16 protein-coding genes, 1 pseudogene and 1 other annotated feature are annotated in these 18674 nt (G+C 47.5%); of the genes and pseudogenes, 15 read left to right on the forward strand and 2 right to left on the reverse strand.

Annotated elements, in window-relative coordinates:
* Positions 1-4 precede the first annotated feature (4 nt).
* The gene (locus tag DW996_RS00490; protein WP_147403501.1) at positions 5-970 is read left to right on the forward strand and encodes a methyl-accepting chemotaxis protein; all 966 of its coding nucleotides are present in this window, start codon (positions 5-7) and stop codon (positions 968-970) included.
* 141 nt (positions 971-1111) lie between these two features.
* The gene (locus tag DW996_RS00495; RefSeq protein WP_243098622.1) at positions 1112-1969 is read left to right on the forward strand and encodes an alpha/beta fold hydrolase; all 858 of its coding nucleotides are present in this window, start codon (positions 1112-1114) and stop codon (positions 1967-1969) included.
* Positions 1970-2091: 122 nt separating this feature from the next.
* Here the strand turns inward: DW996_RS00495 and DW996_RS00500 are convergent, their stop codons facing one another.
* The gene (locus DW996_RS00500; RefSeq protein WP_118534542.1) at positions 2092-3135 is read right to left on the reverse strand and encodes a DUF6709 family protein; all 1044 of its coding nucleotides are present in this window, start codon (positions 3133-3135) and stop codon (positions 2092-2094) included.
* A gap of 172 nt (positions 3136-3307) precedes the next feature.
* On the opposite strand from DW996_RS00500, the gene DW996_RS00505 reads away from it, so the two are divergent.
* The 11 genes and pseudogenes from DW996_RS00505 (at position 3308) to DW996_RS00555 (ending at position 15241) form a co-directional block, all read left to right on the forward strand.
* Positions 3308-4066 (forward strand): class I SAM-dependent DNA methyltransferase, encoded by a 759-nt coding sequence (locus tag DW996_RS00505; RefSeq protein ID WP_118534543.1) that lies wholly within the window; start codon positions 3308-3310, stop codon positions 4064-4066.
* 3 nt (positions 4067-4069) lie between these two features.
* On the forward strand, positions 4070-4954 hold the full coding sequence (gene hslO, locus DW996_RS00510) for an Hsp33 family molecular chaperone HslO (protein WP_118534544.1): 885 nt from the start codon (positions 4070-4072) through the stop codon (positions 4952-4954).
* Positions 4955-4970: 16 nt separating this feature from the next.
* Complete coding sequence (locus DW996_RS00515) at positions 4971-6890, forward strand: NAD(+) synthase (protein WP_118534545.1); 1920 nt, start codon at positions 4971-4973, stop codon at positions 6888-6890.
* Between the two features lie 27 nt (positions 6891-6917).
* Positions 6918-8801, forward strand: a complete 1884-nt coding sequence (locus tag DW996_RS00520; protein WP_118534546.1) for a L,D-transpeptidase family protein — start codon at positions 6918-6920, stop codon at positions 8799-8801.
* A gap of 15 nt (positions 8802-8816) precedes the next feature.
* Positions 8817-9875: a histidinol-phosphate transaminase gene (hisC, locus tag DW996_RS00525; protein ID WP_118534547.1), complete on the forward strand. Its 1059-nt coding sequence runs from the start codon at positions 8817-8819 to the stop codon at positions 9873-9875.
* Positions 9876-9903: 28 nt separating this feature from the next.
* Positions 9904-10083, forward strand: a complete 180-nt coding sequence (locus tag DW996_RS00530) for a hypothetical protein (protein ID WP_118280795.1) — start codon at positions 9904-9906, stop codon at positions 10081-10083.
* 60 nt (positions 10084-10143) lie between these two features.
* On the forward strand, positions 10144-10326 hold the full coding sequence (locus DW996_RS00535; RefSeq protein WP_243098623.1) for a DUF6472 family protein: 183 nt from the start codon (positions 10144-10146) through the stop codon (positions 10324-10326).
* Positions 10327-10335: 9 nt separating this feature from the next.
* Positions 10336-12062 (forward strand): annotated as a pseudogene (locus tag DW996_RS14655) (S8 family peptidase).
* 71 nt (positions 12063-12133) lie between these two features.
* Positions 12134-13723 (forward strand): hybrid sensor histidine kinase/response regulator, encoded by a 1590-nt coding sequence (locus DW996_RS00545; protein ID WP_118534548.1) that lies wholly within the window; start codon positions 12134-12136, stop codon positions 13721-13723.
* Complete coding sequence (locus tag DW996_RS00550) at positions 13720-14625, forward strand: response regulator (protein ID WP_243098649.1); 906 nt, start codon at positions 13720-13722, stop codon at positions 14623-14625. The genes DW996_RS00545 and DW996_RS00550 overlap by 4 nt, the downstream gene beginning before the upstream one ends.
* Before the next feature lie 91 nt (positions 14626-14716).
* Positions 14717-15241 (forward strand): adenine phosphoribosyltransferase, encoded by a 525-nt coding sequence (locus tag DW996_RS00555; RefSeq protein WP_118280798.1) that lies wholly within the window; start codon positions 14717-14719, stop codon positions 15239-15241.
* Positions 15242-15306: 65 nt separating this feature from the next.
* Here the strand turns inward: DW996_RS00555 and DW996_RS00560 are convergent, their stop codons facing one another.
* Entirely contained in the window at positions 15307-15972 is a 666-nt protein-coding gene (locus DW996_RS00560; RefSeq protein ID WP_118280799.1) for an HAD family hydrolase, read from the reverse strand.
* A 78-nt stretch (positions 15973-16050) separates the two neighbouring features.
* On the opposite strand from DW996_RS00560, the gene fliB reads away from it, so the two are divergent.
* Both fliB and DW996_RS00575 read left to right on the forward strand, forming a co-directional pair.
* Entirely contained in the window at positions 16051-17109 is a 1059-nt protein-coding gene (gene fliB / locus DW996_RS00565) for a flagellin lysine-N-methylase (RefSeq protein ID WP_118534550.1), read from the forward strand.
* A 173-nt stretch (positions 17110-17282) separates the two neighbouring features.
* Positions 17283-17532: a binding site (T-box leader), on the forward strand.
* 122 nt (positions 17533-17654) lie between these two features.
* Positions 17655-18674: an ABC transporter substrate-binding protein gene (locus DW996_RS00575; RefSeq protein ID WP_118534552.1), complete on the forward strand. Its 1020-nt coding sequence runs from the start codon at positions 17655-17657 to the stop codon at positions 18672-18674.

Raw genomic sequence — 18674 nt, forward strand, 5'->3', positions numbered from 1 at the left:
AGGCATGTTTCATAGCAAAGAAGTGAAGCAACAGTTACAGCAGGCTGAGACGCTTGGGCGACAGGTGGAGACATACGAGGCTATGCTTCAGACGGCGGCATCGGATGTGGCAGAAGCACAGATGGATGTGGATCAGTTACAGATGAGCGCGGCAAAGATGGATCGAAGCCTGACCAAGGTTGTAGGTTATGCCAAGGATACACGGGATGACCAGCAGGTCATGGAAGATGGCATACAGGAATGTGTCGAGGTCTTACGACAGGATAGTCTGCAAGTGGGACAGATCCTGGAAAAAAGTGCCAAGCATACTGATTTTTTACACCAGCAGGAGACGGCATTGACCGACCTGATGGAGCAGAGCAAGCATTATACCGGACTTGCCAAGTCGGTTTCGGAAGGCTCCAATAAAGAGACATCCGAGATCAAGCGTCTGATGGAACAGATGTCAGGCTTGGAAAAGTTTACCGGGACGATCAGTGCACTCGCCTTACAGGCAGCAATCGATGCGGGGAGACTGGGCGACGAGGGTGCGGATTTTATCCGTAGCGCAGAGCAGATCCGGTCTTTGGCAGAAGTCTTTGGCGGACAGTTATCGGACACCTTAGAGCAGGCAGAAAATCTCCAGAAGGAGATCACCGAGATGAGTGGACAGATCCATCAGTTTATTTCTTTGCTCAAGGACAACAACCGTGCGCTTAGCAAGATGGCAACGGATGTGAGCCGCTATAACGCGGGACAGACTGATACAGAGTCACCGGAGGCATCTATGGCAGGTCTGATCGAGACTTTGCAGGATTATCAGGGACGTGTGACAGATGATATCAGCAGGCAGGAGTGCATTTTGGAAGAGATGGAAAAGATCGGCACCTGTTATATGGAGCAAGAAGAGAGCACAACGCATTTAGAGCAGACGGTCGCACACATGAAGCAGACCTTTGCTGATGCCGGCGGTTCAGAGACACAAAAGTAAAGGTAGCAATACCATTTACATATATGAGACAAATAATAAGGGGGATTATAAAATGGCAGAGCAGACATATCAATTTGCATCAGCAGATGGGGTAACACAGATTCACGGCGTCAAGTGGACGCCGGATCAGGAGCCGGTTGCGTGCTTCAGATCGTACACGGCATGGTAGAATACATCGAGCGTTACCGTCCGTTTGCAGAATTTTTGAACAGTAAGGGGTTCGTGGTAGTAGGACATGATCATATCGGACATGGAGAGTCTGTTTCTTCACCGAAAGAATGGGGCATCATGCATGCAAAGCATCCGAGTGACATCATGGTAGAGGATATCTACAGCAACTACAAACTGACCAAAGCAGAATATCCGACACTTCCATATTTTATCATGGGACACAGCATGGGATCTTATATGACAAGAAAATGTCTGTGCGTTAAGGCAGAGGAAATGGATGAATTGGACGGAGCCATCATTATGGGAACCGGTACAGAGAGTGACGGAACCATCAATGCAGGACTTGCGTTGATTAATTTCTTATCCTTCTTCCGCTCAGATCAGTATCGCAGTACTATGGTCAGAGATATGACCTATGGTGCACCTTACAAGCAGTATGACTGCACAGGTGCTAGGCCGGAGAAGAGTTGGCTGACAAAGGATGTTGATATTGTAAAGAAATATTATCAGGATCCAAAGTGTACCTACACATTTTCCTTAGGTGCATACCGTGGACTGGTAGAGTCTACCAAGTATGACAATGATCCAAACAACATCGCAAAGATGAAGAAGGATCTGCCGATCTTCTTTGTTTCCGGTAATAGTGATCCAGTTGGAAATATGGGCAAGGGTGTTGAGGCTGCCAGAGACAAGTTCCTTGCAGCAGGCATGCAGGATGTTTCCTTGAAATTATACAAGGATGATCGCCATGAGATCTTAAATGAGACAGACCGTCAGGTAGTATATGAGGATCTGTATGCGTGGATGCAAAAGAAGATGGGAGCATAGTCCGTCTGAAAAGATAAAATAGAAGGTCCCTGCGGGAGACGTGCTGGCGTTTCTTGCAGGGATTTTTGTGTGATAGGAAATTCGCCTCAGCATCTGTCCACATCCCCAGCCCGAACTGTCGCCTACACTTTCTTACTGAGAAATGCCCAGAACTTCTTGAACGGGGCAAGGTCGCCCTGGATCTCCTCGACCTTAAGACGGTTGGCTTCGTTAAATCCTACCAGAATATCGTGGTTGGCTTCTGCCAGATAGTCCATGATACCATCAATGTCAGACTTGATATTTTTCGGACAATGAATGTACTGACGTTTGGCGGCAGTAATATGCAAGGTATAGGAAATAGAAAAGTGGTGCCACAAAAACTTATGCAGGGTAGAGTATTTGTAGATCCAGATGATCTGACTGATCGGCACGATCGCCACACCATAATTGGACGTTTCAATAAAATAATGCTCCGTGATGAACATGTCTTCCGTGGCAAGCTGTGGCAGGGTTGCCAGTTCTTCCTCGGCTTCCGCTAAGATCTCGCGGGGCTTGCCATAACAACGGAGCCTCTGCACAGGTACGGAGAGCACCGGAAAGACAATGTAGATGGCATAGCGGATGATACTGATAAAAGCATAAAGCCCGCTTAAAATATAGACCAGTTTAAAAAGTGTCGTTGCAAGATCGGTGGCATCCGGCTGTGAGATCATATAAGGTGAGATCGTGGAAGTAATGCCGTTCTGCGACCATGCCAGATCTTCCGACAGATAGAGCAGTAATTTGCTCATGGCATGGGAATTATATAGGATCTTGCCGCGGATCTTGATCTTGTCAATAGTCGGAAGTCCCTGCTGGGAGTCGTCCGGATTCAAGAGAACCATGATGCAGTCATCGCCCATGACCGTATAGTAATAATAGCCCACCGTGCTATCCAGCCAGCGCTTGGTATAACCGGTAAAGTAGAGGTCTTTCAGCGTGATCTCGATGTAGCGGTCATTGTCTTGGTATAGTTTTTCGATATCGTCCTCACCACTGGCACTCGCCGGACGCATGAGATTGCTGACCGGATAGAAAAAGGCAAGCAGTGCCAAGATGGCTACAAAGATGATCGGCGATACAATTCTATGCTGATAGAAGGAGCGGATGCTCCTGCTGATGTAATGTTCAAAATTTTCTTTCATATGATTCCGCATACTCCAATGTCTTGTTTTTCTCAGTATAAGGTTTGTACCTGATTTTTTCAAGGCGGGCAAAGACCACTTTTCGTTTGCATTTATGGATAAATGTGTTAGTATTACTTATGGTTAAAAAGGTTTACTGGACAAGTATGCCTTTTTATAGGAAAGAGGTAATATGGCAGCGTACGAAAGTTTTGCAGAGGTCTATGACCTTTTTATGGATAATGTGCCTTATGATGCGTGGAAAGACAATTTACTGGGTATCTTGGCGCGGTATAAAATTACAGAGGGGCTGGTAGCGGAACTGGGCTGCGGCACCGGCAAGATGACAAGACGGCTGGCAGAATCCGGCTATGACATGATCGGCATTGATAATTCTTATGAAATGCTTGGCATTGCCATGGAGTATCCTGCAGAGGGCATCCTTTATCTGTGTCAGGATATGCGTGCTTTTGAGTTGTATGGCACGGTCGCGGCAGTGGTCAGTGTATGTGATTCCATGAACTATATCGTGGAATATGCAGATCTGGTCGAGGTTATCCGCTTAGTCAATAATTATCTGGATCCGGGCGGTATCTTTGTCTTTGACCTGAATACGCCGTATAAGTATCGCAGTCAACTGGCGGATAATACTTTTGCCGAGAACCGCGAGCAGGGCAGTTTTATCTGGGAGAATACCTTTGACGAGACGACCGGGATCAACGAATATGACCTGACGCTCTATATTCAGGATGAGGAAGATCCGGATTACTTTATGCGATTTGAAGAGGTGCATTATCAGCGCGCCTATGAGATAGAAGCGATAAAAAAGGCATTGCGTGAGGGAGGGATGGATCTGCTTGAGATCTTAGACGCAGATACCATGACGACAGTATTGGAGGAGACTGAGCGCATATATGTCATTGCAAGAGAAGTGGGAAAGAAGAGAGGATAAAAGATGAGTGCATATAAAGATTACATTGTAAGAGCAACCGCGGCAGATGATGCTATTCGTGCATTTGCCATTACGTCAAAGAATCTGGTGGAATTTGCCAGAGCAAGCCACAATACCAGTCCGGTCGTTACCGCGGCACTGGGACGTATGCTTTCGGCGGCTGCCATGATGGGCATTATGATGAAGGGGGACGACGACATGCTGACCCTGCAGATCCAGGGCAACGGACCGATGAAAGGGATCACGGTCACAGCGGATGCCAAGGGACATGTCAAGGGCTTTGCCAATGTGCCGGATGTCATGCTGCCACCCAACAAGGACGGCAAATTAGATGTCGGCGGAGCCATTGATCTGGGCATCATGCGTGTGATCAAGGATATGGGCTTAAAAGAGCCTTATGTGGGCACGGTACCGTTGCAGACAGGCGAGATCGCCGAAGATCTGACTTATTATTTCGCGACCAGTGAACAGGTGCCGTCTTCAGTTGGACTTGGCGTTTTGATGAATAAAGATAATACCGTGGCACAGGCAGGTGGCTTTATCATCCAACTCATGCCTTTTACTTCCGATGAGATCATTGAAAAATTAGAGGAAAATATCAAAAATCTGCCATCAGTGACAACCATGTTATCCGAGGGCAAGACGCCGGAGCAGATCTTAGAGACCGTTCTGGCAGGCTTTGACGTGACCTTCCATGAGACAGTGGATGCGGGCTTTGTCTGCGATTGCTCCGCAGAGCGTGTGGAGCGAAGTCTGTGCAGTCTTGGGGATGAGGACGTGGCAGACATCATTGCGGATGGCAAGCCGATCGAGGTCAAATGTCAGTTCTGCAACAAGGCATACAATTATACCGTGGACGAATTGATCGAGATGCGTAAGCGCAAATAAGATAAGAGAGAAGAGTATGAAAGACGGATTTATCAAGGTGGCTTGTATCACACCAAAGGTGCGTGTCGCAGATGTCACTTATAATGTAAAACAGATACAAGAGGCGATGGAAGCAAGTGCTAAGGCGGGGGCTATGATCGTGGTATTCCCGGAACTTTGCATTACAGGATATTCCTGCCATGATCTCTTTTATCAGCGCACTTTGCTGACGCAGGCAAAGGCAGGGCTTCTTAGCCTGGCAAAAAAGACGGAAGACCTATCCGGTATCTTTTTTGTCGGACTGCCATGGGAGCATCAGGGCAAATTATATAACGTTGCAGCAGCGCTTTGCGGTGGAAAGGTACTGGGACTTGTGCCAAAGACCTATCTGCCAAATTATGCAGAGTTTTACGAGGCAAGACAGTTTACACCGGGTATGCAGGAGATCGTAAATGTCTGTCTGGAAGGACAGGAGACTGACATACCTCTGGGAACAGATCAGGTCTTTCGTTGTAGAGAGATACCGGAACTTGTCATAGCCTCCGAGATCTGCGAAGACCTGTGGACACCGTGTCCGCCATCCGGCAGGCATTGTCTGCACGGAGCGACCCTGATCGCCAATCTGTCTGCCAGCGATGAAGTGACAGGCAAGAATGCATACCGCAAAGATCTGGTGGCAATGACATCGGCACGCCTATATTGTGCCTATCTCTATGCCAGCGCAGGCGAGGGCGAATCCACGCAGGATGTCGTCTATTCCGGGCATAGCCTGATCGCGGAAAACGGCAGTATCTTAGTAGAGAGTGACCTCTTTGCGACCGGAATGGTCCTAAGCGAAATAGATGTCTATGCAATCGCTGCAAAACGCCATATGATGTCTACCTATGAGATGACAGATGCCGACTATTATGAGACCTATTTTTCTCTGCCTTTGCAGGAGACGAAACTGACACGTTTTGTAGACAAGGCACCATTTGTACCATCAGATGAGGCAAGCCTGCGCAGACGCTGCGAGGAAATCTTAGACATCCAGTCTATGGGCTTGAAGAAGCGGCTGGCACACACCGGAGCAAAAACGGCGGTGATCGGCATTTCCGGTGGTCTGGATTCGACCCTGGCACTTTTGGTTACCGTGCGTGCTTTTGATATGCTGGGACTGGATCGCAAGGGCGTAATCGCTGTGACCATGCCGGGATTTGGAACGACAGACCGTACCTATCAGAATGCGGTTTCTATGATAAAAAGTCTGGGAGCGACTTTCCGTGAGATTTCGATCCGGGATGCTGTGCTTCAGCATTTTGCAGATATCGGACAGGATGCCGAATGCCATGACGTGACTTATGAAAACGGACAGGCTAGGGAACGCACCCAGATCCTCATGGATATTGCCAATAAAGAAGGAGGCATGGTCATCGGAACCGGTGATATGTCAGAACTGGCGCTTGGTTGGGCGACCTACAATGGCGACCATATGTCTATGTATGGGGTCAATGTATCTGTACCAAAGACTCTGGTGCGCTATCTGGTTTCCTACTATGCAACCTATCTTGCCGATGAAGCATTGGCAGATGTGCTGCGCGATGTCTTGGATACCCCGGTATCGCCGGAACTCCTGCCGCCAAAGGATGGCGTGATCGCGCAAAAGACAGAAGAATTGGTAGGTCCATACGAATTGCATGATTTCTTCTTGTATCATCTGATGCGTTATGGCAGTGAGCCGAAAAAGATCTATCGTCTGGCAAAATATGCCTTTGCAGAGGATTATGACGAAGCCACGATCCTAAAGTGGCTGCATACATTTTATCGCAGATTTTTTGCGCAGCAGTTCAAACGCTCGTGTCTGCCGGACGGACCAAAGGTTGGTACGGTCAGTCTGTCACCGCGAGGAGATCTCAGAATGCCTTCAGATGCATGTGCCGAACTATGGTTAGAGCAGATCGCATCCTTATATAAATGAGCGTAGAGTAAGGGAAAGGTAATTATTATGTTAAAGTTATTTTCAAAAAAGGGTGAAGAAACGGACGCACCATCGACTGTGGAAACGAGCACAGAAGAAAAAAAGAACGTTGACAAAAAGAAGATCGCCATCATTGGTGGCAGTGTCTTAGGTGCGCTTTTGATCGTATTTGTGGGATTTGGCATCTTTTTCCAGAGCCACTTCTTTTTCCGCAGCACGGTCAATGGTGTGAAGGCTTCTGCAGCCAGTGAAACCACCATGAAGACCCGTCTGCAAGATGCGGCAAAGGGATATGATCTCACCGTGGTAGACAGCGAAGGAGACAAGGAAACACTTTCTTCCGATGAATTGGGACTCAAGATCGACATCAGCGACAAGAAGATCAAGACACTCTTGAAGAAACAGAACGGTTTCCTCTGGGTATATCGTCTGTTCGTACCGGCAGAGTATATGGATGATGCATTGGTTTCCTGTGATACCGATACGCTGGAAAAGAATGTGGCAAAACTCTCCTGTGTGACCAATCAGGATGTCAAGGCGACCGAAAATGCAAAGGTCTCCTACAAGGATGGTTCTTTTGTTGTCACCAAAGAAGTCTACGGTACGGAGATCGAGGTTGAAAAAATAAACAAAAAGGTAGAACAGGCAGCCTTATCTTTGCAAAAGACCCTGGATCTGACCAAGGATAAATGTTACAAACAGCCGAAATACACCGAGGATAGCAAGGAAGTCAAGAAACTCATCAAGACCCTCAATGGCTATCTGGATACCAAGATCACTTACCAGATCGGCAGTGCGACCGAGTCTGTGCCAAAGGATACGATCGGCACATGGCTTTCCGGTGACGACGATATGCAGCCGGCATTTGATACCGAAAAAATGAAAGAATTCGTCTCTACCATGAGCAAGAAATACGATACTTACGGACAGCCAAAACAACTGGCAACACAGTATGGCGTGACCGTTACCGTACCGGGTGGCAACTACGGATGGCGTATCGACAAGGATGGCGAAGTGGCACAGTTGACCGAAGATCTCAAGGGTGGTAAGGATGTCAGCCGTGATTTCGTTTATCAGTACACAGCAGCCAGCCATGACGGCAACGATTATGGCAACTCTTATGTGGAGATCAACCGTACGGCACAGCATGTATATCTGGTCGTAAACGGATCTGTTGTTATGGATACTCCTTGTGTTACCGGAAATCCAAACAACGGTCATGTGACTCCTTGTGGTGCTTTTCGCATTACATATTGTGAGAGAAATGCGATCCTTAAGGGAGCAAACTATAGAACACCGGTATCTTACTGGATGCCGTTTAACGGAGATATCGGTCTGCATGATGCGACCTGGCAGAAGTCCTTTGGTGGACAGCGTTACCGTGAGGGCTATGGTTCTCATGGCTGTGTCAACCTGCCACTTTCGGCTGCCGGCACCATCTTTAGTTATGTGCAGGCAGGCTTCCCGGTACTCATGTATGATCTGGCAGGCACAGAGACCGTGGATTCTTTGACCCAGCAGCAGGCAGATGCCTGCAAGAATGCCATCAATGCGATCGGAAGCGTGACGGCGGACAGCGGCGCAGCCATTTCCGCAGCACGTAGTTCTTACGATGCCTTAAAAGATTCCGGCAAGGCTTGTGTAGACAACTATCAGGTATTGGTAGATGCCGAAAATGCATATGCAAATATCTGGGCTGGTATTGCACAGCAGGCAGATGCGGATGCACAAAATCAGGCAAATACAGTCATTGCATTGATCGATCAGATCGGCACACCGGTGACGGTAAACAGCAAGGCCGCCATTGACGCAGCACAGAATGCCTACAACGGATTGTCGGATGCCGCAAAGGCAAAAGTCAGCAACAAGGCAGTTTTAGATGCGGCAGTAGCAGCATATAACGCATTATAGAAAGGACAGAGGCAGATGAGTGGATGGGAGACCTATGTTAGAAAAGTGGAACCTTATGTTCCGGGCGAACAGCCAAAACGTAAGGTGATCAAACTAAATACCAATGAAAATCCTTATCCACCAAGCCCTCGGGTGCAAAAGGTCTTAGATGGATTTGATGCGGAAGAACTCCGGCTATACCCGGATCCCGAAGCCGCAGATCTGATCGAGGAGATTGCTTTAGAAAAAGGACTTTCCAAAGATCAGATCTTTGTCGGTGTCGGATCGGATGATGTCCTTGCCATGAGTTTTCTGACTTTCTTTGGCAGTAACAAGCCTATCCTCTTTCCGGATATTACCTATTCTTTTTATGATGTCTGGGCAGAACTTTTCCGTATTCCTTATGTACAGATCCCTTTGCAGAAGGATTTCCGTATCTGTATCGAGGACTATAAGAGAGAAAATGGCGGGATCGTGATTCCCAATCCAAATGCGCCGACCGGAATCGCAGAGTCTTTAGATGCCATCGAGGAGATCTTAAAGACAAATCCGGACTCTGTCGTGATCATTGACGAGGCATATGTGGATTTTGGAACAAAAAGTGCGCTGGCATTGTTACCAAAATATGAAAATCTTTTGGTCGTACAGACTTTTTCCAAATCCAGATCACTGGCAGGAAGCCGTATCGGCTATGCTATGGGCAGCCCCAAACTGATCTCTTATCTGAACGATTGTAAGTACTCCTTTAACTCTTATACCATGGATCGACTGACCATACAGATCGGCAAGGCATCCATGGAGGATACACCTTATTTTAAGGAGCAGGTCGACCGTATCGTTGAGACCAGAGAATGGGCAAAAGAGCAGTTGCGGCGTCTGGGATTTACTTTTTTGGATTCCAAGGCAAACTTTATTTTTGCAAGCCATGCCAAGATGGCGGCTGCAGTTATTTTTGCGGCTTTAAAAGAAAAGGATATCTATGTGCGCTACTTTAACAAGCCGCGCATTGACAATTTCCTGCGCATTACCATCGGCACCAAAGAGGAGATGGAGCGTCTGTTTGCGGCATTGGAAGAAATCTTGCAGCAGGCATAAAAGAAGAGAGAGAGGCAGGCAATCATTTATGGATTGGTTGAATATGATTATCAATGTCATCGCTATTTTTGCAGGGCTTGGGATTTATCTAGGCGTCATGCATACCAAGTGGGGACGCGAGCATGAAGGCTATCAGTATGCCATTATGTTGGCGGCAATCTTAGCGGCATGTCTGGTTGGCGGATTGCTCCGCTTTATCTTTGGATAAAGACTTTTTGCATGAAGGGATGACACAAGTCATAGAATGACAAAAAAAGGAGAGATGAGCATGGCAGAGACTTCAAACTGTGAAATGTGCAATAATTTTGTCTATGATGACGAAGATGAATGTTATGTGTGTGATATGGATCTGGATGAGGATGATATGGTACGTTTTTTGATGGGAAATACGGCGTCCTGTCCTTACTATCAGTCCAATGACGAGTATCTGATCGTGCGTCATCAGATGTAATTTATGGATGTGATCAGCGATAAGATAGATGCATCGCTGCAACTGGCATTGCAGCTTCCTACAGAAGAACTGGAGAAATCCGGCAGTCTGTCGGCAGGCTATGAAAAAGAAAGCCAGTCATGGGAGTTGATCCTGCGTCTGGCAGGATCGGTGCAGACCTTGCGGCAGGCTTTTCCCCAGGCAAGTTTTCAGGAATTGAGCGGTGGCTATGTCACGGCACTTGTCCCAGAGGATGCGATCGAGGCGCTGGCGGCGCAGGATAGTGTGATTTATATAGAGCAACCCAAACGGATCGTAACAGGAGTGGCACAGGGCGTGCGTGCATCCTGTATCTGGCCGTTACAACAAGAGATGACCCCGGTAGGACCTTTGTCTGGCCGGGGGATTTTTGTCGCCATTATCGATTCGGGCATTGATTATTTTCACCCGGATTTTCGCAATGCGGATGGAAGCAGCCGGATCGCATGGCTTTTTGCGGATGGAAAAGAATACAGTAAGGCGCAGATCGATCAGGCGCTGGCAGCGGAGGATCGCACGTCGGCACTTTCTTTAGTACCGGTGACAGATCCGTCCGGGCATGGTACCCATGTGGCAGGGATTGCGGCAGGAAACGGCAGGGCATCCGGGGGGAGAAACCGGGGAGTGGCATATGAAAGTCCCCTGATCGTCGTAAAACTAGGGACAGCCCGATCCGGTGGATTCCCTTTGACCACACAGTTGATGGAAGCAGTGGAGTATGTCAAGCGAAAATCCATAGAGGAAAGGAAACCGGTGGCGATCAATATCAGTTTTGGAAATAACTATGGATCCCACACAGGAACATCGCTTTTGGAGACTTATCTATCCCAGGTGGCAAATCAGTGAAGATGGCGATCGCGATCGGTACCGGGAATGAGGGACAGGAGGCATTGCATCAGCAAGGGAGACTGTCTGCATTCAGACAGGAATTAAGAATCGAACTGGCAGTGGATGTCTATGAGACCAGTGTCAATCTGCAATTTTGGAAACGCTATCAGGATGTTGTGGATTTGGTGCTTTTGGCACCGGATCAGAGTCAGGTTTTCCGTTTTTTAGATAGTGAGCAGGGAGTCGGGGAAGGGCAGATCGCATCTTATGTATGGAACAATACAGAGATTCATGTTTTCTTTGACGCACCAAGTCCCTACCAGATTTATCAGGAGATTTATTTTGCATTTTTGCCAAGGACAGATTATGTGGATGCTGGCATCTGGACGATCAGGCTCTTGCCTCGGCGGATCAAGGATGGCTCTTATGCTCTTTGGCTGCAGACGGGGGGAAGTCTGAATGAAAATACCGGCTTTTTACAGGCGAGTGAGGAAACGACTTTGACGGTGCCGTCGACTGCCGACAAGGTCATTTCGGTGGGAGCATATGACAGCAGGAGAAATCAGTATGCCTCCTTTTCGGGGAGGGGATTTGCTTGGGTGACCGGGGAAGTCAAGCCGGATCTGGTGGCACCGGGTGTGGATATCACATCCTGCGCGCCGGGCGGTGGTTATGTGACGAGAAGCGGCACTTCCATGGCAACACCTTTTGTGACCGGTTCGGCTGCCTTGATCATGCAGTGGGGGATTCTGGAAGGGAATGATTCATATGCCTATGGGGAAAAGTTGAAGGCATATCTTTTGCGTGGGGCGCTTCCCTTGCTGGGAGAGCCTATGCCATCTGAGAGGACAGGATGGGGAAAGTTGTGCTTAAGGGATAGTCTGGAATAAGTAAGGATGGTTTTTTCGCGGCAGTCGCGTTATAATAAACATAATATTGACGTGATATCGTGGGGGAATTTATGCAGAGTTTTGTGGATAAGATCAAAAGTTTTTTCAATGTGCGTACCAAGGGTATGCGGCTGGTTCTATTTAATGTGATGGTCGTGGTCGCAGTGCTGGGCGGAGTATTTTCTATTATCATGGCAATAGCATCGCTATTGCCGGTACAGCCGGTGCCGATCTTTATTGTGGCAATTCTGATCGCTGTCCTTCCTTTTTATCTGGCAAATTATAAGGGGCGGCTGGGTGTAGCCTCCAATTTTATGGTTATTGTGAGTTGCTTCTTTTTATTTCCTGGCATCTTTTTCTCCCAAGGCGGTATTGAAAGTGGAATGTCCAGTTGGTTTGCGCTGGGAATCCTATTTATTTTCCTGCTTTTGGATGGCGTAAATTTTGTTGTTATGTTGTCTTTGGATGCTATCGTTATCATCGGTTGTTATTGGCTCTCTTACAAATATCCACAATTGGTGCACGGGCAGATGCTGCGGGCAAGTTTTTTCCTCGATGTGGTTCAGAGTATCTTTGTCACGACGGTGGCGGTAGGTCTGATCGTCAAGGTGCAGGCATGGATGCAAAAGCAGCAGGATAGCATCGTGGAGGAGAAAAACAAACTTCTGGTGGAAGTGACGCAAAAAGCAAAGCATGCGCAGAGAGAGGCGGAGATCGCCAACCATTCCAAGAGCAATTTCCTTGCAAATATGTCGCATGAGATCCGAACACCGATCAATACGGTTCTGGGCATGGATGAAATGATCCTGCGTGAGACCAGGGAAGATAATACCAGAAGTCTGGCACAGGATATTCGGACTTCAACGGAATCCCTGCTTGAGATCGTCAACGAGATCTTGGACTTTTCCAGAATTGAATCCGGTAAGATGGAATTGATGGCAGATGATTACGAACTGTGTGATGTGCTACACGATACCGTGACGGTATTCGGTCTGCGTGCTAAGGAAAAGGGCTTGTATCTGCATATCCATGTGGATGAGAAACTGCCTGCCATGTATCGGGGAGATTCCCTGCGCCTGCGCCAGATCATCAATAATATCATGAGCAATGCCATCAAATACACCAGAGAGGGCGGTATCAATTTTTCCGTGACCGGGCACCAGGAAGAAGATTCGGAAGTCCTGCATTTTGAGATCGAAGACACCGGAGCGGGGATCCGGGAGGAAGACCTGCATCGTCTTTTTGAGGCATTTGAGCGTATCGACGAAAAGACCAACCGCAACATCGAGGGTACGGGACTTGGTATGGCGATCACGGCAAATCTTTTGCATATGATGGACTCTAACCTACAGGTCAGGAGTGTCTATGGGCAGGGCTCTACCTTTTATTTTGATCTAAAACAGCGTGTCAAAGATTGGACCCCGATTGGGCATTTCCAGGTCAAGGATAAAAAGAATGCAGACAACAGCAGAGAGCAGCATTTTACTTTTCTGGCGCCAAATGTGCATGTTCTCCTTGTGGATGACAATGCCATGAACCGCAAGGTCTTTTGCAAACTGCTCAAGCATACACAGATCCAGATCGACGAGGTGGACAATGGCTTTACCTGTCTGGAAATGGTCAAAAAGCGCCATTATGATATCATCTTTTGGATCATATGATGCCGGAACTGGACGGTGTCGAGACTTTTTCTTATATGCAGAGCATGCAGGAGAACCGCTGCAAGGATACGCCGGTCATCGTACTGACGGCAAATGCCATCATCGGTGCCAAGGAGCAGTATATGCAGATCGGTTTTACGGACTATCTGTCCAAACCGATCGATTCCCATCGCTTGGAAAATCTGATCGTAGAGCAACTGGCACTCCACAATATCCATGTGGAGCCTATAGAACTTTCCGGCAATAACTCGGAAGTCTACGGTGAAAAAAATCACGAAGCCTTACAGGAACTGCCGCAGGTGGAAGGCTTTGACTGGGAATATGGGCTCTTGCATTTTCTGAATGCGCAGATGTTGTGGGAATCCGTGGAAGATTTTTATAATGGCTGTGAGAGCGCTGTTGCGGAACTGGATCTTTTATATCAGGATATTTCCGGCCCTAAGGGGATAGATGCCTATCGGATCAAGGTGCATGCCCTAAAGAGCAATCTGGCGTTGATCGGAGCCATGCAGGCATCCGCGCTTGCCGGGATCTTAGAATATGCGGCAAGAGACGGCAAGGAAGAACGTCTGCGACATCTGCATGGCGTTTTGATGGAAGAAGTCGAGGCTTGCAGGCAAAATCTTTCGGTGCATATGCAGCCGTTAGAAAAGAAACCAAATATGACAGATAGAGCATGGATCCTTGGTATGCTTTCTATGTTATGTGCCGATGCGGAAAATCTGGATTATGACGGCATAGATCAGATCATGCAGATGCTGGAGGGCTATGCCTATGAGGAAACTTTGCAGGTAAGGATCGATCAACTGGCGGCTAGTGTCAGAAATCTGGATCTGGATACCAGTATTGCGATCTGTGAGCAGATGAAAGATATACTGGAAAAGGGCAAGGCTGCCACTTGACATGTGGGGCGCATGAGTATAACATGAGATAGGACTTGGTGTTTGATGCAGGGTATCGGACATTATAAAATAAAAGATAAGAGGTCAAGCGATGAAAAAGGTTGAAGACTACATAAGAAGTATTCCGGATTTTCCGGAGGAAGGCATTATCTTCCGTGATGTTACAAGTATTTTGCAGGAAGCAGATGGACTACATTTGGCAATCGATGAGATGATCAAGTTGCTGGATGGCGTGGATTTTGATGTGATCGCAGGAGCAGAGTCCAGAGGATTTATCTTTGGTGTGCCGATCGCCTATGCGCTGAACAAGCCATTTGTGCCGGTTCGTAAGGCTGGTAAACTGCCATGCGCTACCGTATCCAAGACATATGATCTGGAGTATGGTTCTGCAACGATCGAGATGCACAAGGATTCTATCAAGCCGGGACAAAAGGTGGTATTGGTAGATGATCTGATCGCGACCGGTGGAACGATCGAGGCTGCTGCACAACTGGTAGAAGAACTTGGCGGCGAGGTTGTCAAGATCGTATTCTTGATGGAACTTGCAGGACTTCACGGCAGAGATAAGTTGGCAAAGTATGATGTCGCATCTGTTGTGACCTATGAGGGTAAATAAAAGACAGGCTTTTGAAATGACAAGAGGCATGCTGCGTGCATGCCTCTTTTGCTTTTTGTGTCTTCTTATTCTGCCTGTAAGCGTTCGATTAGAGGGATGACCTTGGAAAGATCGCCAGCCCAGTCATAAAGCAGTGGCTCAATGTCCGGTGTCGGCATGGTAAGATCCGGGATCATGACGGTAATACATCCGGCATCATGTGCCGAACGGATCCCGTTAGGCGAATCCTCCAGAGCAAGACAATGCGCCGGATCCGCGCCCAGTTCCTTGCAGACATGCAGATAGACATCCGGGTGAGGCTTGCCCTGTTTTACCATGGAAGCACTGATCACGGTATCAAAAGCGTTTTCCAGTCCGACTGTCTTTAAACGTTCCAAAGCGCGATCCAGTTTGGTGGCAGTGGCAACAGCCGCCCGGATCTTGTGGTCTTTGAGATAGGTCAGCAGTTGGTCTAAGCCCGGTTTTGTCTCGATACCTTCTTTTTCCATGAGATCCAAAACCAGTTTTGTGTTGTATTGGTGCACGGTCTCAAAGGAGAAATCCTCCCCGTAGCGGCTGCCCCAGAGTTTTTGTGCATCCGCGTGATTGAGGCTTCGTTGCATCAGGGCATCTTCTCTGGTAAAATCAGGATAACCGCAGGCGGCAAAAGCGAGTGGCCAGGTGCGGTTATAAAATTTTTCGGTGTCTGTAATGGTTCCGTCCATATCAAAGATTACGGCATCTAATTTCATGAAGATCTCCTTTTTCGTAGCGTAAATGATTTCGTTCGCGGAACAGTATAGCACAGGAGACGGATGAGGACAAATAGTATGAAGTATTTCGGGATTTCCTTTTTAGATAAATTTCATTGCAGCAAGGGGGTATGCCCCAAGACTTGTTGCAAGGGCTGGCAGATTTTGGTGGATGCGAAAACGATGGAAAAGATAGAGCAGGAGCCGGCAGACCGTAGAAAGACTCTCCTGCGAAATATCAAAGGACAAAAGACAGATAGCCCCCAGATCAGAAAGCGTTTGGGATCCTGTCCCTATCATACCGGGGAGGGATTGTGCGGTTTGCAGCAGGAGGGCAGGACGGATCTGATGCCGCGTGTATGCAGGGAATATCCGAGGCGCACGATCTCTTATGAAGCATTTGCGGAGATCGCCTTAGAACTTGCCTGTCCGGAGGTGGCACGCCTGTTTTTAGAGGAAAAAGAGCCGCTTTCCATGCTTCCTTGGCAAAAGGAAGAAAGAGAGATCCTTTGGAAGATAGGCAATGAGGATCTTCCTTTTTTAGAATTTTTACAGGAACTGCGTCAGACTATGGTGGATGAGGCACAGACGCAGGAGCGTTTTGACGTCGCACTTTTATACCGGCAATACCGGTGCTTCGATGCCATGCATGAGCATCTGATGCGTGATAAGCGTGCTGAGGCAAATGCCGTGTTAGATGCCTATAGGAACCGGTGTCAGGAAAGCAGGCGGGTAGGAGAACAGGAGGATTTGGATGCAGGTGCACCAAGGCAGATGTTATTTTTCCCTATGGATCTGGTAGATAAGGTCATTGCGCATCAGTTGGATCTGCCAAATCTGGCGGTCAACAACGCTTACCTGAAAAAATGTATCCGGCTTTATTATCGTCTTTGTAATGGTAAGACGGCAGAGGAAGCAGGAGCCTTTTTTGAAAAGATCTGGCAGGAAATGGAAGAGGAAATGCCGGGAACTTATGACAAATACCGCAAGTATTACATATACTATCTCTATGAAATGCTCTTATGTGTCTATGAGGATTATCATCTGCTCAAGACCATTCTCTTGGGCAATATGTATCTGGAACTTTATATGGTCATGGATGCGATCGCTGGCTGGATTGTAAGAAGCATAAAGTGACCTATGATCTGGATCTGCAGGTACGAACCCTATCTTCTTTGGAGCGGCGGATGCGGCACAATACGGGGGTGACGGATGGAATCCTTAGCAGGGTACGAAAAGATTTTTTGTAAAAATCCTTATAAAAAATTCTTGACAGAGGGACAACATTGGAGTATAAATAACATATATTTGAGAAACCGTTGAACAAGAGAAGTACTATCTTGGAACATTCACAGAGAGTCATCGTTGGTGGAAGATGGCAATGCAAAAAGTTAGGAATGGACTTGTGAGGGCATGCCTGAAATGATCTTTTCAGAGTAGGGGATGACGGGAACCAGACTCGTTACTAAACTGGCACGTATGATGGTATGTGGAATGAGAGGGTTGTATAGCAGCCAATTTGAGTGGTACCGCGATAATGATTTTATTACCGCCTCAGAGTTTTTCTGGGGCGGTTTTTTTATTATCCTATTTACCAGTCCAAATTCCGAATCCGATTCATACATCATTCAAAGAATGGCAAATGTCTTTGAAAAAGTATTGAATTCTAGGAGGAAAAGAAAATGAAGAAAAGAATTGTAGCAGGAATGATGGTAGCAATGATGGCAATCGGAACAGTAGGTTGTGGAAACGCAAGCAGTGACAGCAAGAAGTCATCCGACACAGAGTACACGATCGGTATTGCCCAGTTTGCGGAGCATGGCTCTTTGGATAATTGCCGTGAAGGCTTTTTGGAGGGGCTGAAGGAAGAAGGTATTGTTGAGGGCGAGAACCTGACAGTCCTTTATGACAATGCCCAGACCGATACCGGTACAGCAAGCACGATCGCAGACAACTATGTTTCCAAAAAGGTCGATATGATCTGTGCCATTGCAACACCTTGTGCTATGAGCGCATACAATTCTGCAATGAATACAGAGATCCCGGTTGTTTATACGGCAATCTCCGATCCGGTCGCAGCGCAGCTTGCAGATGATGACGGAAATTCCGTAGGAAATATCACAGGAACATCCGATGCACTTCCGGTCAAGGAACAGTTAGAGATGATCCGCGAACTGATGCCTGATGCAAAGAAGATCGGTATTATCTACACCACAAGCGAGACAAATTCAGTCAGCACCATTGAAACTTACAAAGAATATGCACCGGATTACGGATTTGAGATCGTAGAGACCGGTATCAACACCATCGCTGATGTGGATATGGCAGCAGCAGACATGGTAAGCAAGGTAGACTGCATTACCAACCTGACAGACAACACCGTAGTCAGCGGTTTACAGACCGTACTTGAGCATGCAAATCAGGCAAACATTCCGGTATTCGGTTCCGAAGTAGAGCAGGTAAAGAATGGATGTCTTGCAGCAGCAGGTATCGACTACAAGAAACTGGGTATCCAGACCGGAAAAATGGCAGCAAAGATCTTAAAGGGTCAGGCAAAGGCTTCTGAAATGCCATTTGAAAAGATCACAGACCCAAGTTACTACGCAAACACAGAAGTGGCAGATAAGTTAGGTATCGATTTACCAAATACATTTACCGAAAAAGCAGAAGTATTTGATACGATCACAGTAAGCGAGGAATAA

Source organism: Roseburia sp. AM51-8 (assembly GCF_003478275.1).
Taxonomy (GTDB): Bacteria; Bacillota; Clostridia; order Lachnospirales; family Lachnospiraceae; genus Pararoseburia; species Pararoseburia lenta.